The following is a 14,664-nucleotide window of genomic DNA, read 5'->3' as shown; positions in this document are numbered from 1 at the left end:
TGTAATCGCTTGCGTGTCTGTGACAGGCATAGCCTCGTAAGCGACCTTTGCCGATCAGCTCTCGTAATCGGCGTTGATGTGTACGTATTCATGGGTCAGGTCGTCGGTCCACACGGTCGCTTCGGCCTCGCCGGCGTTGAGGTAGACGTCCACCCCCACTTCGCGCGGGGTCATATCGACCTCGGAGCGATCACGCCCCGTGCCGCCTCCTTGGCAGATGCGCACGCCGTTGACGTCGACATCAACATGCGTTGGGTCGAATGGTGCGACACTAGGCGGAACCGTGCCCAGCGAGCTGAGGATGCGGCCCCAGTTCGGGTCGTTGCCGCTGACCGCGCATTTGAACAGGTTCGATGCAGCGATGGCACGCCCGCAGGCTAGCGCCGCGTCTTCACTGGTTGCCCCGTGGATGCTGATCCGGATGTCGTGGCTGGCGCCTTCACCGTCGCCTACGATCTGGCGGGCGAGGGATGCGCATGCCTGACGGACGAGATCGTTGAATTCGTCAGGGCCCGGCTCCACGCCGGAAGCGCCTGATGCGAGCAGCAGCACGGTGTCGTTAGTGGACATGCAGCCGTCGGTGTCAATGCGGTTGAAGGTCACTGAGGTGCCTGCGGACAACGCGGCCTGCATGGCACCCGGGGTGACGACGGCGTCAGTGGTGATGACACAGAGCATCGTAGCCAGCTGTGGGGCGATCATGCCGGAGCCCTTGACCATGCCGCCGATGCGGTATCCGTTGCCTTCCAACGCCACGGTTTTCGGCTTGGTGTCGGTGGTCATGATTGCGTGCGCGGCGTCGCTTCCGCCCTGTTCGCCGGAATCAAGCCCCGCGTAAGCGCTTTGCACTCCGGACAGGACGCGGTCCAACGGCAGCAGCTCGCCGATCAAGCCGGTCGAACATACCGCGACCTTGCCGTCTTCGACGCCGAGCAGGCCTGCCGCCTCATGCGCGGTGGCTTGGGACTGTTCGAACCCGGGCTGCCCGGTGCAGGCGTTGGCCCCGCCGGAATTGAGCACCACAGCCTTGAGATGGCCGTCGGCCACAGCTTTGCGCGACCACTGTACCGGGGCGGCGCAGAATCGGTTGGAGGTGAATACGCCAGCCGCCGCGTCAAGCGGGCCGTTGTTGACCACGAAGGCAAGATCAAGCTTGCCCGCCTTCGCGGAGATACCGGCGGCGACTCCGGCGGCGGAGAATCCTTGTGCGAACGTTACACTCATGGTGCCACTCCAATCTTGGTCAGACCTTGGTCCTCGGGAAGCCCCAAGGCGATGTTCAGCGATTCGACCGCCTGCCCGGCGGTTCCCCTGTTGAGGTTGTCGATTGCGGCAAAGGCGATGATTCTGCCTGCATGCCGGTCGGCGACGACCTGAACATGCGCCGCGTTCGAGCCGACGACATTGCCTGTGGCCGGAAGCGTACCCTGCGGCAACACAGTGACGAAATCCTGCCCTGCGTATGCCTGTTCCCAGACCGCATGCAACTGGTCGTCGCTCAGATTACGGGCGGCGTCGGTCATCGGCGCGCTCACCGTAGCGAGGATGCCACGCGCCATCGGCACCAGCACCGGGGTGAACGACAGAGAGAACCGCGATGCCTGCGCCGCCTGCAAACCGGCGGCATGGGCGAAGTTCTGCAGGATTTCGGGAATATGCCGATGGGTGCCGCCGACGCCATAAGGCACCGCGGAACCGAAGGCTTCAGCAGCCAGCAGGTTGGTGCGTTTGAGGTTCTTGCCGGCACCCGAATACCCGACGGCGAGGTCGGCGACGATGCCGGTATGCTCGATCAGCCCTTCGGCGATACCGGGCTGCAACGCGAATGTAGTCGCGGTGACATTGCACCCCGGGCCGGCGATGCGCTTAGCACCGGGCAACGCGGCACGTTGACGGGTGTACGTGCCGTCAGCGCTCTTGCCGGTGATGAGCTCGGGCATGCCGTACGTCCAGTGCTCGTAGAAATCACCGCCATAGAAAGCATCCCAAGCGTCCCGCTCTTCGAGACGGTGGTCCGCACCCAAGTCGACAACGATGGACTGCGGGTCGAGCTTGGCGGCCAAAGCGCCGGAAGCGCCGTGCGGCAGGGCAAGCACGATGACATCATGCCCATTGAGTACTTCCGGGGTGGTGTCCTGCACCGTCAAATCCGCAAGCTGCGGGATGTGCGGCATATGCTTGCCCAGTCGGTCTCCCACCGAAGAATGACCTGCGACGCACGTCACCTCGAAATCGCGGTGCGCCGCCAAAATGCGCAACGCCTCCCCGCCTGCATACCCGGTGGCTCCCGCCACCGCGACGGTGTATTTTGCCATTTCACATCACTTCCCATGCATGATGGCTGCATATCAATACCGCCAGTATAGCATATCTATACAGAACCATGTATAACTATGCATGGGTGTGTCGCGCGCAAAACTCAGGCAACACCACGGCCCGCCGCGCACGCGCGGTCAGGCGCGGTCAGGCGCTCAGCGAATCCGTTCCGCTTCCCGATCCGCCGCCATACAGCTGGTTGCCGATCATCTGGTACAAATCGGCGGAGGTGATGCCTTTGACCAGCATCCACACCCACACCACAGTGATAATCACGTCGATGATGACGGCGGCGATGGCGAATCCTCGGCCTTTCATATGGAAGGTCTTGTCACGCCAGATCGAGACGGCCCCAAGAATCGCCGGAAGGATAGGCAAGCCCATGAGCGCGAACACGAACGACACGATGGCCGAACTGTCCCAGCGCCCGTACAACGGATTGGAAGCGGGGTCGTTGACATCGATACCGTTGAAATACCGTGGCTGATAACCGGGTTGGCCCGGCAACGGCGTACCGTTCCTGCCTTGTTGCGGCCACACACCTTGCGGTCTGTACGGATACGGCCCGTATGGCTGGTTCGGATTCTGCGGTCCCGGCTGGGTGTATTGCCCAGACGGATACTGCTGGGACGGGCCTTGCGGTTGGTTGCTCCCCGGCCATTGCCCTTGCTGCGGCGCGCCCGCCCACGGCATTGCCGGCTGGGTGTTGCCCCCCTGTTGCCCCGCAGGAGAAGAATTGGCGTCCTGACGCTTGTTCTTACCGCTGTCGTCATCGTCGCGGCCGAACTGGTAAGGATTGTAATCGGCGGGGAACTGACTGCGCATGGCACCGTATTCCGGTGCTCCGGACCGGCTTGTCTGTGCGGACTGCGCAGAACCGGCGCTCTCGCCCGTGGTCTGCTGCGGTTCAGATGCCGTCTGTCCGGGACAATCGGCTTCGCTCATGGTTCCTCCTCGTTGCCGCGCGATGTCACGCACCGCGGCTGCCGTTGTCCGGCCTGTACGCCGCCCGGTCACAAGGCCGGACAGCCTGAATACACATCTGCCGGCGCCCAATCCGGGAGCCGGCAGAATCAATGGGCATCCGGGTGTGCGCCGCTTGCGCACACCACGATAGCACCCTTGTCAGCGTAACCGCCGATTATGCACGCAATTGCGCGCCAAGCTCAGCGGCGGCGTCGGTGACGGCCTTACGGACCGTAACGCTGTCTTGTGAGTCGAAGGTCTTGTCCGCGGAGCGGAAGACCACCGAGAACGCAAGCGACTTCTTGCCTTCGCCGAGCTGATCGCCGGTGAATACGTCGAACAGCTGGATGGATTCAAGCTGGTCGCCTGCCGCCTTGCGGATCACGGCTTCAAGCTGAGCGGCGCTCACCGTATCCGGGACGGTGAACGCAAGGTCCTGCTTGACCGGCGGGAAGGTTGAAATCGGCTTGGCCTGCACGGGCTTGCCATCAAGTGTGCCGAACAGCGCAGTCAGATTGAGCTCGAAAGCGGCGGTATGCGCCGGGAATTCGAGCGCATCGTTGACGTGCGGATGCAGCTCGCCGACCATGCCAACCTCGGTTTCACCGGCCATCACCTTGGCGGCGCGGCCCGGATGCCATTGGGCAGGAACATCGGCGGCCGCCGGCTGCGACAACGTCAGATGCGCGCCCAGACGGTCGCTGATCCGCTGCACGGCCTCGACCGCGTCAGACCAATCGACGTCACGATGCACGCCCAGCCAGCCGGTTTCCTCAGCCTTGCCGGCAAGGATGCCAGCCACGTGAAGCGGCTGGTCCGGCAGACCTGCGTCCAACGCCTTGAGTTGTTCGTCGGTCGGCTTGACGCCGCCGGGGAGCGCCGGGATAGCGGGGGCGTTCGGATCCCACAGGTACACATGCCCGATTTCATACAGGCTGACGTTCTCAATGCCGCGACGCAGATTGCGCTGCACGGTGTGGGCCAAGGTCGGCAGGACTTCGCGGCGCAGGAACGGACGGTCTCCGGCGAGCGGGTTCGCGATTTCCACGCTGACGGGCTTGACCGCGTCGGCGTCATAGGAGAACGCCTTGTAGTCGGCGTCGCCGACGAACGGGTAGCTCAGCGTCTCGACCATACCGTATTCGGCGAGCTCGTTGGCCACCTCACGGCGATGACGCTGGTCAGGGGTCAGACCGACAGCACCGGATACGGGGGCCGGCGGCACGGTGGTCGGAATTTGGTCGTAGCCGACCAGACGGGCGACTTCCTCGACCAAATCGCACGGCTCGTTCAAATCAGGACGCCACGTCGGCGGGGTGACGGAGAATTCGCCATTGCCGCCGCCGGCGACCATGCAGCCGATATCGGTGAGGATATCGCTGATCTTGTTGACCGGAGTATCAAGGCCTGCGACGCGACGAACCTCGTCGGCCTTGAAGTGGATAGGACGACGACGCGCAGGCGTGTTGTTCACGTCGGTAGGATGCTCAGACGGCTCACCGTTGCCGTACTTGGTCATCAGTTCGGCTGCCATCTGCGCGGCTGCCGGCTGCAATGCGAAGTCCACGCCGCGTTCGAAACGCTTCGACGCCTCGGAAGGAATCTTGTGGCGACGGGCCGAACGCGCGATGGTGACCTGGTCGAAATGCGCGGATTCCAACAGCACGTTCTTCGTTTCGGCGGTCACTTCGCCATACAGGCCGCCCATCACGCCGGCGATGCCGAGGATGCGTGAACCGTGCTGGCCGTTCGGCGAATCCGTGATCAGCAGGTCCTCCGGGCTCAGGTCATGATCCTTGCCGTCGAGCGTGGTAAGCTTCTCGCCCGCCTTGGCGCGGCGCACAACGATCGGGCCTTCGATCTTGTCCAAATCGTAGGCGTGCATCGGCTGGCCCAAGTCAAGCATCACGTAGTTGGTGACGTCCACAGCGAGCGATATGGACCGCACGCCCGAACGGATCAGACGGCGACGCATCCAGTTCGGCGTATGCGAGGACGGGTCGAAATTGCGCACCGCACGAGCATAATAGCGGTCGCAACCGGGGACACCGTGAATCGGGTTGTCGTCTTCGATGGACACTTCGATGTCGGACGGGGTGCCGGCCGCCACAGCGGTCAGATCCGGTGCCTTCTCGTTGAGCTCAATCACCGGATCGGTGAACTTCGCACCGGTGGAATGATGATATTCACGCGCCACACCACGGTAGGAAAGCGTGTACCCGCGATCTGGAGTGATGTTGATCTCGAGAATCGGCTGGTCCAGATGCAGCAGGTGCATCGCGTCGTCGCCGGGCTTGAGCGCCTCATACTCGTCAGGCGTGAAGCCGTAATTGCGCAGCAGGATGATACCGTCGTGGTTGTCGCCGAGTCCGAGTTCGCGTTCGGAAGCGCACATGCCGTCGGACATATGCCCGTAGGTCTTGCGCGGTTCGATACGGAAATCACCGGGCAGTACGGCACCGGGCAGCGTGACGACGACCTTCTCGCCGGCGGCCATATTCGGCGCTCCGCACACGATGCCGCGCGGCACCTTGTTGCCGTTCTCGTCAACGGCATTGTACTTGTCGCCGACATCCACATGGCACCAGTTGATGGTCTTGCCGTTCTTCTGCGGTTCCGGCGTGGCATCCACCACATAGCCAACCACAATCGGACCGGTCACCTGGGAAGCATGGATCTGTTCCTCTTCGAGACCGACCTTGACAAGGTCCTTGGCAAGCTGTTCGTAGGTCAGGCCCTGGGGAACCTCGACGTGTTCCTTGAGCCAGTCAATATCAACCATAGGCATGGGTCAATCACTCCCCCATCACAAACTGTTCGCTGAAGCGCACGTCACCTTCGACGAGGTCGTGCATGTCGTTGATGTCGTGGCGCAGCAGAAGCGTACGCTCCATGCCGACGCCGAACGCGAAGCCGGTGTAGACCTCCGGGTCAAGCCCCGCGGACTTGAGCACGTTCGGGTTGACCATGCCGCAGCCGCCCCATTCGAGCCAGCCGGCGCCACCCTTCTTGTCAGGGAACCACAGGTCAAGCTCGGCGCTCGGCTCAGTGAACGGGAAGTAGCTCGGACGTAGACGGGTCTTGGCCTCGGGGCCGAACATGGCGACGGCAAGCTTGTCCAGCACGCCCTTGAGATCGGCCATGGTCAGATGCTTGTCCACCGCAAGCGCCTCGCACTGGTGGAACACCGGGGTGTGGGTGGCGTCGAGCTCGTCCGTGCGGAACACACGGCCCGGGGACGCGATATACAGCGGAACCCCGCGGGTAAGCAGCGCGCGCACCTGGTCGGAGGAAGTCTGCGTACGCAACACCATGTTGGAGCCGACAAAGCCCGCAGCGTCCTTGGCCTGGTTGCCCTTGACATAGAAGGTGTCCTGCATCTGGCGGGCGGGATGGTCGGGGCCGAAGTTCAAAGCGTCGAAGTCATACCACTCGGTTTCCACTTCCGGACCCGCCGAAATCTGCCAGCCCATCGAGATGAAGAAGTCCTCTACATCCTCCATAAGCCTCGGCAGCGGATGACGCGCGCCCAAGGGCTTACGGCGGATCGGCAGCGTCATGTCAACCGTCTCGGCAGCGAGGGCGCGCTGCTCCTCCTCAGCCTTAATCTGCTGCTGCTTGACACCAAACGCGCGCCCGAAATCGGCGCGCAGCTTGCCCATGAGCTTGCCGGCTTCCTTCTTCTGGTCGGCGGGGAGCGAGCCAATAGCCTTGCTCGCTTGCGTCATTGCCGATTCCGCACCCGCATACTGGGTTTTGATGGCTTTCAATTCCTCCGAGCTGGAGGCTTTTTCGATCTTCCCGATGCCTTCGTTGACCGCTGCGGTCACCGCCTGTGCATCGAATACCGCGCTCTGTGCCACGAGTACCCTTTCTTATTTCAGTGAAACGTCGCTCTCGCTCAAGCCGTTGTACCGTCTTCACATTTTCCCAATATGACTCGACATAGCCAAGCTCATGAGCATGACTGCCGCGCTGGTCGCCAGGTTCAGCGATTCGGCCTTCCCATAAATCGGGATGGCGACAACACGGTCAGCTTGCTCGACCAAGTGGGCTGGCAGACCGCGCGCCTCGTTGCCGAACAGCACGGTAAGCGGACGGCTGGAGTCCTGAAGTTCGTGTTCCAGCATGTGGCCGCGTTCGCCGAGCAGACCCGGCAGCTGTTCGGGGGCCCGATCCGGCGTGCCATGCACGTCGGCGGCGACCAATGCGCTGTGCTCGCCAGCGCACCAACCAAGGAAATCCTGGGTGGTCATGGTCAGGACCGGCACGTGGAACAGCGATCCTGCGGTGGCGCGAACGACCTTGGGATTGAAGCGGTCGACGCTGTCATCCACGAAAATCACGGCGTCACAGCCGGCGGCATCGGCGGCGCGGATCACAGTGCCCGCATTGCCGGGGTCGCGCACCTGCCAGAACGCGGCGAACATGGGATGATCTGACCAATCGAAGTCATCGGGGTCGTCTTGCATGCGTTCGGTGAGGCCGACGGCGGCGATGCCTTGGCAGTCTCCGCTGATCTGGCGCATGACTTGAGCGGTGGCGCCATGGATGTACAGGCCGCCCTGCTGGCCCGCCCGCGGGTTGTCAAGCGCCTCGCGGTAGATTTCGGCGATGGTCTGGTTTGCGGGCTGCGGGCCGTCCCCGCTCATCTGCACGTACAGGTCGGTCACGGCGTCGGGACGCCAACGAATCGCTTCGCGTACGGATTGCGGGCCTTCGATAAGGAAGCGCCCGGAGCGTTCGCGCTGCGACTTGGACTCCAAGCCTGCGATCTTGCGCACGCGATCGGCATGCGGATTGCTCAGTATCTCATTGTTCAACGGCATACCGCCCACTGTACGCGGCGGCGGCTACCTGGCGTGGCGTGCGAGGATCCGTCCACACGGCGGGCATCTAGCACGCTCCAGACCACCCGCACAGCATCCAACCGGGCCAACATGTGAGGATTCACTCACACGATGGACACTGTTACAAGACGCAATCAAGGGAGAACACTTCCGCGTAACTTGCATTCCCATCGCATAACACTGGGATGGTTCTACCGAATTACCTGAAAGAAGCCGGGAATTCGCATGATGAATGATGATTGGTTTGACCGCAGGTGAACCGCAGGGGCGGTGTGCAACGACGCGCTAGTACAATCGGCGGTATGCAGACACAGGATTTCGAACAGATCAGGCAGCAGACCGCGCAGGCGGTGCGCGAGGTCCTCGAGGCGGCACACCTGTCGTCCGGGGATATTTTCGTCATCGGATGCTCGTCCAGCGAGGTGCTCGGCGAGCAGATCGGCACCCACACGTCCATGGATGTGGCACCGTACCTGTTCGAGGGTGCCCAATCGGTACTGAAACCGGCGGGTATCTTCCTCGCCGCGCAATGCTGCGAGCACCTCAACCGCGCGCTGGTCATCGAGCTGGACTGCTTGGAACATTACGGCTTCGACCAGGTCAACGCGATTCCCCAGCCCAATCATGCGGGTGGTGCGTTCGGCACCATCGCCTACCGGTTGTTCGACCATCCGGTACTGGTCGAGGATATCCGAGCCAAAGCGAAAGCCGGCATCGATATCGGCGGCACGCTCATCGGCATGCATATCCACCCGGTGGTCGTTCCGCTGCGCATTTCCATTGACATGATTGGCAAGGCGCACATCATCTGCGCGCGGTACCGCCCGAAGTACATCGGCGGCAGCCGCGCGATCTACGATGAAAAGCTGATGTAAAACCCTCCGGAAGACGGCCTCCAGTCACGGGCTATGTCGGGAAGCCCGAAAGCCCGTGACCATTCGGCCGCCCCGGTCGTCTTGCCGAGCAGCCCGAAGTCAACAGTGGACATGAGCATCGTCTGCGTAAGCATCGTACGATAATTCTCACGGACATCGGTTGCGGTACCATCGCCGTTCGTCTGGATATGACGAAGGAAATCAACCATCAGGCATGAGAACAGCATCACCGCTTCTTTCGGATTGCTGCACACCATACGAATAGACGGCTCCCACATATCCCACAGCTGATTGCCATGAGCAACCGCGGTCGTCCAGCTTCCTCCAAGAATCTGATGCGATCCATTGCCGACCATCGAACCGACGACAATGTCGGCAATGCCTTGAATGTCAAGATCAGCGCCATCCGAGTAGACGTTTCGATACCCGAACTGCACGAGACCAGCCACGCTGTAATCCTACATATTGAGCAGATACTGGTCCAACGCGGGCCCCATCACCCACCGGCTGCCATCGGAACCCATCACCGTGTCAAGACGCAAACCCGAAGGCACACCCGAGTACACTGCCGCATACTGCGCGGCGTACGCGGCGATGAGCGCCACCGGATTCGCCATCTCACCGACCTGGACAACACCGTTGATCGAACACATCCGCTCAAGACGCGCATAGAACGGCCCCTCCGCCACAGCCAGACCATGCAACAGGTCGCGCTGCTTCTCCTTACGCACGCGGGCGAAATAGATCCTGTCCTGCAAGGTCGGCTTGGGCATCGGCTTTGCATACGCCGGCCAGCCGTTCGTTGGTTCGTTCATCATTTCTGCTTTCATTTTGATGATTTGGTTTGTGCCTGGGTGCCGATTATGAGTGTTGGAAAAATATCTGCCTCACGTACGTCACTTTCGCCACGGCACGCTCCTCTCAACCCGACGAAAACCACAGCCACCCAAACGGTTCATCTGCTCCCCGTCAGCACGACCATACCCCCGTCACACACGCAAAATCCGTAACGACACGCAGAAAACCATCAGAAACCATTCGTCAAACGTTTGACGTTTTTTCTGCGTCTCACCATGTGAGCCACACAGGCAATGGAAACCGGACGCTCCCGCCGCGACCGCACTCACTTGCCGCCAAAGAAGCTGAACGCGCCGAACCACACTGACACCGCGAGCGCGATCATCGGCACCGCGAAGCAGCACACAAGGAACACCCGGTCGCGCGTCCCGCTCATGCTGACACGCGCGTGGCTGCGAGGCCCGTCGCCGCCGAATCCACGCGCCTCCATCGCGGTCGCCAGCGTGGTCGAACGCCTGATGGACAGCACCAGCAAGGCGAACGCCTGCGGGAAGAACGCCTTGAATGCGTTGTCGTCACCGAGTCCACGCGAACGGCGTGACGCAGTGAGCGCCGCCCAATCGTCGCGCAGCACGGAAAACAGGCGCATGCCGGCGAGCCCGCCATAGACGAATCGGTCCGGTAAATGCAGAATCTGGCTGAACGCGTCAGCCAGATCGGTCGCATCAATGCCCAACACCAGAATAATCGCGGGAATACCCACCGCCAGAATGCGCAGGCCGGTAGCCAAGGCAAGCCACGCCGACCGTTCACTGACGGTAATCATGCCCCAATGCCACCAGACGGCTCCCCCTTGTTTGCCGTACAACAGTACGGCGAGCGCAGAACCTGGCGCCCCGATGAATACCGGCCACGTAGATTTGACGACCCGCAGCGGTTTGAGCCCGAGGCAGGCGAGCGCCAGGAATTCGATGACGAGCGCGGTGCATGCGGATACCCAGTCGAGGCTGAAAATAAGCGGCAAGGAGGCGAGCAGAGCGCCGAAGAGCCGGTAGGCGGGGTTGATGGATGCGATGATGCTTGACCTGCTGGATGCGCGTGGCTGTTCGTGGCGTTCGTTGACCGGGCTGACGCGGATGGTCTGCTCGTCGTCCCATTGGCCGTGCCCGCCTTGCGGGATGAGTTCGATGACTCGTGCGCCGAGCGCGGTGACGAGCTCATGGTCGTGGGTGACGACGATGATGCTGACGCCGTCGCCGCGCAGCCCGTGGATGAGGTGGACGATCTGCATCCAGGTGCGGCGGTCCTGCCCGAAAGTCGGCTCGTCAAGAATGAGCACGCGTGGGGCGGCGGCGAGCGCTGCGGCCACGGTGAGCCGGCGTTTTTCGCCTCCGGACAGCGTGTACGGATTGACGTTCTCGTACCGGCTGAGGTTGAAGCGTTCGAGCAGATCGTGCGCGCGGCGGCGGGCTTCATCGGGCGCGATGCCGGTGCGCAGCGGCCCGAGCATGACTTCGTCGATGACGCTGCCCCGGGCGAACTGGTGTTCGGGGTTTTGGAAAACGTAGGAGATGCGGGAGGCGAGTTCGGTTGATTTCCAGTTGATTGGCTGGGTGCCGTGTGCGTTCCCGGCGAGTTCGCTGCTGGCTTCCACAGACCCTTCGAGCGGTTTGAGCAGTCCAGCGAGGGTCAGGGAGAGCGTTGATTTTCCGGCGCCGTTCGCTCCGACGAGCGCGGTGATCTGCCCGGGTTTGAATGCGAGGTTGATGTCGCTTGCGATGGCGTCTTCACTGTGCCCGATACCCAGACCGCTGGTGGTCAGGATAGGCTCGCCGGTGCCGGTTGCCGGATTGTATTCGGGTTCGCTGTCGGTGTGGATGCGGGTGATGGCGTCTTCGGGGCGTTGGTAGCGTTTGGGTAGCCAGATGCCGAGGCCGGCGAAATCGATGGTGCGGTCGGAGAAGATCTCGTCCGGGGTGCCATCGGCGATAATCACCGTACGCTGGTCGCCATGGCGGCCTACTTCCGCTTCATCGCCCTGCTGGGTGATAACAGTGCCGCTGCTTGGTTCGCCCTGTTCGCCGGATTCCGCCGTTTCCCCCGCTCCTCCGGTTTCCCCGGTCTTGCCAGCAGGCTTGCTGTCTTGCAATCCGAGGACGACGACCCTGTCGATCATGTCGATCCAAGGTTCCGCACGGTGTTCGACGAGCATCATGGTCGCGTGCGTACTGTCGAGCACGTTGCGCACCGCGCCGACAATCTGGTCTACACCGTCCGGATCGAGGTTGGCGGTGGGTTCGTCCAGCAGCAGGACGCCAGGCTGCATGGCGAGCGCTCCGGCGAGGGCGAGGCGCTGCATCTGCCCGCCGCTCAAGTGCATGGTGGAACGGTCAAGCTGGATGCCGTGCATGCCGACCGCGTCGAGGCTGTCGCGGACGCGCTGCCAGATCGCTTCGCGCGGCACGTTGAGGTTTTCCGGGCCGAACGCGACATTGTCGCCGAGTCGTTCGAAAATCGCCTGCGCATCCGGGTCCTGCAAAACAAGGCCGACACGTCCCCTGGCCTGGCTGACGGGCGTGCCGTCGACGGTGACACTCCCCTCGGTCAGCCCGCCGTCCGCGTCAATGGTACTGGTGGTGCCGTTGGCGGCGGTGTTCATGCTTTCGATATCGCCGCCGAGCAGTCCCGCCGCGCCTTCGAGAATGGTGGATTTGCCGATGCCCGAGGCTCCAAGCAGCAGTACGCGCTGGCCGGGTTCGATGCTCAGGTTGAGGCCGCGGACGGCGAAATGGCGGCGTGAGGCATGCCGGTAGCCCCAATCATGGAATTCGAGACGTGCCGGTTGTGTCGACACTGCCGTCATCGTGCTGCTGTTGTCATGTTCGCTTGACTTCATCGCGTCCTGTGTCCTGCCATCTTCAAATGCGCTGGCGCGGAACCGTTGCCCGACCGCCGTCCGCCACTGTATCGCGAACCGCCGTCCGCCGGCCTCGGTTCCGCCGCCGTGCCTGTTGCGCTGTCGTACCGCTGCGCCGCTGTTGCTGCTGTTCTGTATTGCTTCACACCTGAACAGTTGCCTGCCGAAGTGCTTCTGCCGGCGTGAACCGTAGCCCCGCCGTGGTTCAGGCGGTGGCCCTCACTTCACGCCCGGATGCGAACTTGTCCAGCGCACCGGTCCGCGCAATCGCCCGATACAGGTACCACACCACGATGCCGGCGAACACGATGCCGGAAATCACGGACGTGACCAGATAGATGGTGATGTACTGCCCGGTGAACGCCTGGCCGCGCATGAAAATGTCATGCAGCCACACGGCGACCCCGGCGAACGCACCGGACAGCATGGTGATCGGCACGTTCCACACGCGGTACAGCACTATGAGGAACGCGAGTTCGGCGAACGCGCCCTGCATCAGCGACGTGCTGAACGTGTCCATGCCCGTCCACTGGTTGCCCATCAGGCTTTCGATGACTCCGCCGAGCAGTTCCGCGTATGTGGCGGCGCCGGGCTTGCGCACGATGACCGCCGCCAGGGGGCCGGCGAACAGCCACAAACCGTTATAGATGCCTTGGAATCCAGGCATGACCAGGCCAATCAGGTCGCCGACGCCCAGCGCATAAATCAGGGACACCAGCCAGAAAATCAGCGCGCTGGCAACGCCAATCACCGATGCAACGGCAATATCGACGACACGCCACTTGAGGCTGGGGCGTACCGCTGCGACCGGAGTCGCTTCTGGTTGAAGGGTGACCGAATTGGCTGCTGATGTCGCTGTGGCGACGGATGCGTTGGACGCGTTCGAAGAGTTGTTGCTCATATTGATGTCTTCCTATGCGATGCCGGATTTCGATGATGCCCGGCAGGGGTTGGTATATCGCTGCGATGATCCCGAAACCTCCCGCCCATACTGGTGGTGGGCCTTATGCCGCTGACTTGCGAAGCCGTATCGGTGCTCCGCCGCACGCCTCGGAATCCAGACGCTGACGCTTTCAGATGGTGCTATCAGACGGTGACTTCAGACGGTGATTTCAGACGGTGTTGTCTCTCAGGCGGTGATGCCTCGCACCTCACGCCCGGAAGCAAACTTGTCCAGCGCGCCGGTCCGCGCGATCGCGCGATACAGGTACCACATGAGGATGCCGGCGATCAGCAGGCCGGACACCACCGTGGTGATCAGATAGACAATGCCGTACGACCCGGCAAGATTGATGCCCTGAAGGTTTTCGATGAAGCTGTACGCCCAGCATCCGACCCCCGACAGCGCGCCGGACAGAGCGGCAACCGGCAGGGTCCACTTGCGGTAACGCACAATCGCGAACGCAAGCTCCGCGCACACGCCTTGCACCAAAGCAATCAGGAATGTGGCGAGACCGCCCCACATGTTGCCCATCAACGCTTCAAGAATGCCGGCGACGATCTCCGCATACACTGCGGCGCCCGGCTTACGCACGATGATGGCGGCCAAGGGCCCGGCGAACAGCCACAATCCGTTGAACAGGCCGGGCAGACCGGGGACGATTGCGTCCAGTGCGGTCCAAGGTGCGGCGGTCAGCAGGGCGACCAGCCAATAAATCAGCGCGCTGGCAACGCCGATCACCGATGAAACGGCGATGTCGACAACGCGCCACTTGAGATTCACTGTGGATGATGCTGCGGTATTCGCGGCTTGTGCCATAATAATGTGCCTTTCTTGAACGGTTGTTCTCAGGCACGGGAAGAGCGACGTCCGTGCGCCGGCATTGCCCGGTTCACGTTCATTCGGTCGGAGGAAACCCCCATCTCAGCCTGGCGTTCAGCCAAGCCCCCGTGTCGGTTGTTCAGTCTAGGGGCACCCCATGATTTTGTCTATCCGATCGAT

Annotated in this window: 12 protein-coding genes and 1 riboswitch; of the genes, 1 reads left to right on the top strand and 11 read right to left on the bottom strand. The window is 62.3% G+C overall.

The window, feature by feature from the left end:
* Window positions 1–54 precede the first annotated feature (54 nt).
* From argJ to K315_RS0108360, 6 genes are all read right to left on the bottom strand, one after another.
* Entirely contained in the window at window positions 55–1,224 is a 1,170-nt protein-coding gene (argJ, locus tag K315_RS0108385; RefSeq protein ID WP_029577047.1) for a bifunctional glutamate N-acetyltransferase/amino-acid acetyltransferase ArgJ, read from the bottom strand.
* Entirely contained in the window at window positions 1,221–2,315 is a 1,095-nt protein-coding gene (gene argC / locus K315_RS0108380; RefSeq protein ID WP_029577046.1) for an N-acetyl-gamma-glutamyl-phosphate reductase, read from the bottom strand. Before argC ends, argJ begins: the two co-directional genes overlap by 4 nt.
* A gap of 148 nt (window positions 2,316–2,463) precedes the next feature.
* Window positions 2,464–3,261 (bottom strand): hypothetical protein, encoded by a 798-nt coding sequence (locus tag K315_RS0108375; RefSeq protein WP_029577045.1) that lies wholly within the window; start codon window positions 3,259–3,261, stop codon window positions 2,464–2,466.
* A 196-nt stretch (window positions 3,262–3,457) separates the two neighbouring features.
* Window positions 3,458–6,070: a phenylalanine--tRNA ligase subunit beta gene (pheT, locus tag K315_RS0108370; RefSeq protein WP_029577044.1), complete on the bottom strand. Its 2,613-nt coding sequence runs from the start codon at window positions 6,068–6,070 to the stop codon at window positions 3,458–3,460.
* A 7-nt stretch (window positions 6,071–6,077) separates the two neighbouring features.
* Entirely contained in the window at window positions 6,078–7,145 is a 1,068-nt protein-coding gene (gene pheS, locus K315_RS0108365) for a phenylalanine--tRNA ligase subunit alpha (RefSeq protein WP_029577043.1), read from the bottom strand.
* 57 nt (window positions 7,146–7,202) lie between these two features.
* Window positions 7,203–8,111: a TrmH family RNA methyltransferase gene (locus K315_RS0108360; protein WP_029577042.1), complete on the bottom strand. Its 909-nt coding sequence runs from the start codon at window positions 8,109–8,111 to the stop codon at window positions 7,203–7,205.
* Window positions 8,112–8,434: 323 nt separating this feature from the next.
* On the opposite strand from K315_RS0108360, the gene K315_RS0108355 reads away from it, so the two are divergent.
* Window positions 8,435–9,007: a TIGR01440 family protein gene (locus K315_RS0108355; protein ID WP_029577041.1), complete on the top strand. Its 573-nt coding sequence runs from the start codon at window positions 8,435–8,437 to the stop codon at window positions 9,005–9,007.
* Here the strand turns inward: K315_RS0108355 and K315_RS0108350 are convergent.
* The 5 genes from K315_RS0108350 to K315_RS0108325 form a co-directional block, all read right to left on the bottom strand.
* Window positions 8,986–9,456, bottom strand: a complete 471-nt coding sequence (locus tag K315_RS0108350) for a hypothetical protein (RefSeq protein WP_029577040.1) — start codon at window positions 9,454–9,456, stop codon at window positions 8,986–8,988. The genes K315_RS0108355 and K315_RS0108350 overlap by 22 nt on opposite strands.
* A 9-nt stretch (window positions 9,457–9,465) precedes the next feature.
* Window positions 9,466–9,825, bottom strand: coding sequence for a hypothetical protein (locus tag K315_RS0108345; RefSeq protein WP_029577039.1), 360 nt, complete (start codon window positions 9,823–9,825; stop codon window positions 9,466–9,468).
* A gap of 305 nt (window positions 9,826–10,130) precedes the next feature.
* Window positions 10,131–12,668: an ATP-binding cassette domain-containing protein gene (locus tag K315_RS0108340; RefSeq protein WP_161786025.1), complete on the bottom strand. Its 2,538-nt coding sequence runs from the start codon at window positions 12,666–12,668 to the stop codon at window positions 10,131–10,133.
* Window positions 12,669–12,927: 259 nt separating this feature from the next.
* Window positions 12,928–13,623 (bottom strand): ECF transporter S component, encoded by a 696-nt coding sequence (locus tag K315_RS0108330; protein WP_029577037.1) that lies wholly within the window; start codon window positions 13,621–13,623, stop codon window positions 12,928–12,930.
* Window positions 13,624–13,851: 228 nt separating this feature from the next.
* A complete protein-coding gene (locus K315_RS0108325) occupies window positions 13,852–14,481 on the bottom strand; it encodes an ECF transporter S component (RefSeq protein ID WP_029577036.1) in 630 nt (209 codons plus the stop codon).
* 32 nt (window positions 14,482–14,513) lie between these two features.
* A riboswitch (TPP riboswitch) is annotated at window positions 14,514–14,624 on the bottom strand.
* Between the last annotated feature and the right edge of the window lie 40 nt (window positions 14,625–14,664).

This window comes from Bifidobacterium thermacidophilum subsp. thermacidophilum DSM 15837 (genome assembly GCF_000426425.1).
In the GTDB taxonomy this organism is placed as follows: domain Bacteria; phylum Actinomycetota; class Actinomycetes; order Actinomycetales; family Bifidobacteriaceae; genus Bifidobacterium; species Bifidobacterium thermacidophilum.
This window is presented reverse-complemented; position numbering and strand designations above follow the sequence as displayed.

Excerpts from the sequence above, each read along its gene's own strand:
- argJ (WP_029577047.1), bottom strand. The coding sequence starts at position 1,224 with ATGAGTGTAACGTTCGCACAAGGATTCTCCGCCGCCGGAGTCGCCGCC.
- argC (WP_029577046.1), bottom strand. The coding sequence starts at position 2,315 with ATGGCAAAATACACCGTCGCGGTGGCGGGAGCCACCGGGTATGCAGGC.
- K315_RS0108375 (WP_029577045.1), bottom strand. The coding sequence starts at position 3,261 with ATGAGCGAAGCCGATTGTCCCGGACAGACGGCATCTGAACCGCAGCAG.
- pheT (WP_029577044.1), bottom strand. The coding sequence starts at position 6,070 with ATGCCTATGGTTGATATTGACTGGCTCAAGGAACACGTCGAGGTTCCC.
- K315_RS0108360 (WP_029577042.1), bottom strand. The coding sequence starts at position 8,111 with ATGCCGTTGAACAATGAGATACTGAGCAATCCGCATGCCGATCGCGTG.
- K315_RS0108355 (WP_029577041.1), top strand. The coding sequence starts at position 8,435 with ATGCAGACACAGGATTTCGAACAGATCAGGCAGCAGACCGCGCAGGCG.
- K315_RS0108345 (WP_029577039.1), bottom strand. The coding sequence starts at position 9,825 with ATGATGAACGAACCAACGAACGGCTGGCCGGCGTATGCAAAGCCGATG.
- K315_RS0108340 (WP_161786025.1), bottom strand. The coding sequence starts at position 12,668 with ATGACGGCAGTGTCGACACAACCGGCACGTCTCGAATTCCATGATTGG.
- K315_RS0108330 (WP_029577037.1), bottom strand. The coding sequence starts at position 13,623 with ATGAGCAACAACTCTTCGAACGCGTCCAACGCATCCGTCGCCACAGCG.
- K315_RS0108325 (WP_029577036.1), bottom strand. The coding sequence starts at position 14,481 with ATGGCACAAGCCGCGAATACCGCAGCATCATCCACAGTGAATCTCAAG.